This is a genomic window from Alkalibacter mobilis (genome assembly GCF_015594845.1).
GTDB lineage: Bacteria > Bacillota > Clostridia > Eubacteriales > Alkalibacteraceae > Alkalibacter > Alkalibacter mobilis.
Genome location: NZ_JADNRK010000070.1, coordinates 1 through 974, shown reverse-complemented (window position 1 = coordinate 974; position 974 = coordinate 1). Strand labels below are relative to the sequence as shown.

Sequence of the window (974 nt, the reverse complement as noted above, 5' to 3'; positions counted from 1 at the left end):
GATTCATTTGTTGTTGTAGTCATGACCAGGCTCCCTTCATTTACGATTAACAGCTACAAATATTATACCATGTTTGTAGGGATTTTTCTACAAAATTAACCCGTGAAAGCCTTGATAATTCTAGCTTTCACGGGTTATAGGAGTCGCTTGTTTTCTACTGTTTTAATCATTTTTTTCTGGTCGATGGCAAGCCCTTCCATAAGCCAACGATACTGTTGCGGGGTGATCTCTCGCACATCTTCTTGGGTTTTTGGCCACTGGTATGTGCCGTTTTCCAACCGCTTGTACAGGAGAAGAAAACCATCACCTTCCCAAAACAGCACTTTCATTCTATCTCTTTTACGGCCACAAAATAAAAACAGCGACTTTGAAAATGGATCTAGTTGAAAATTTGCCTGGACTAGGGCAGCAAGTCCGTCAATCTGTTTTCTCATGTCGGTATAGCCACAAGCGACATAGATTCGAATCTCATCTGGAAATCGGATCAACATCGGCTTTTCATCAATCGCAGCATCAGGGCTAGAGTCTGTTCATCCGCTCCATTATAAATATCCATTTGACAACCAGAGTCCAAAATCAATTTTGCGCACAGTGAATTATTGATAGCATTAGTTTCTTTTTCTTTGGGCAGCAACTCTACAAATCGATTGGACTTGCTAACTGCCAAAGTTCCTGCCTGGATTAGTGATTCTTCTCGAACGATCTTTAACCAATAATAGTAATTACTTTGCTTCACATCATTTTCAAGACACCAGGAGCGAACAGATTTGCCACTTTGTTTGCATTCACGGATAAGCTCACGCCATCTCGATTTTTGTATTTCGTGTTGAGCATTTCTCATAGTAATAGGTATCATCCTTTCACAACTTTTAAAGTCAACAGAGTTGCTTTACTGACTATAAAAGTACTTTGATGTAACCTATTGTCTCATGTTAAAGTAAATTTTAAAATCCATGCGATTATTGACCGCTTAC

The 974-nt window shown here is 39.2% G+C and carries 2 protein-coding genes; both read right to left on the bottom strand.

Going from position 1 to position 974, the window contains the following annotated elements; translation table 11 throughout:
* Nucleotides 1-134: 134 nt before the first annotated feature.
* Nucleotides 135-491 (bottom strand): IS66 family insertion sequence element accessory protein TnpB, encoded by a 357-nt coding sequence (gene tnpB / locus IWB18_RS12430; protein WP_195683930.1) that lies wholly within the window; start codon nucleotides 489-491, stop codon nucleotides 135-137.
* Entirely contained in the window at nucleotides 485-841 is a 357-nt protein-coding gene (gene tnpA / locus IWB18_RS12425) for an IS66 family insertion sequence element accessory protein TnpA (protein ID WP_195683929.1), read from the bottom strand. Before tnpA ends, tnpB begins: the two co-directional genes overlap by 7 nt.
* Between the last annotated feature and the right edge of the window lie 133 nt (nucleotides 842-974).

What these genes read in the sequence shown, in the direction of transcription:
- tnpA (WP_195683929.1), bottom strand. Translation starts at nt 841, where the DNA reads ATGAGAAATGCTCAACACGAAATACAAAAATCGAGATGGCGTGAGCTT.
- tnpB (WP_195683930.1), bottom strand. Translation starts at nt 491, where the DNA reads ATGTTGATCCGATTTCCAGATGAGATTCGAATCTATGTCGCTTGTGGC.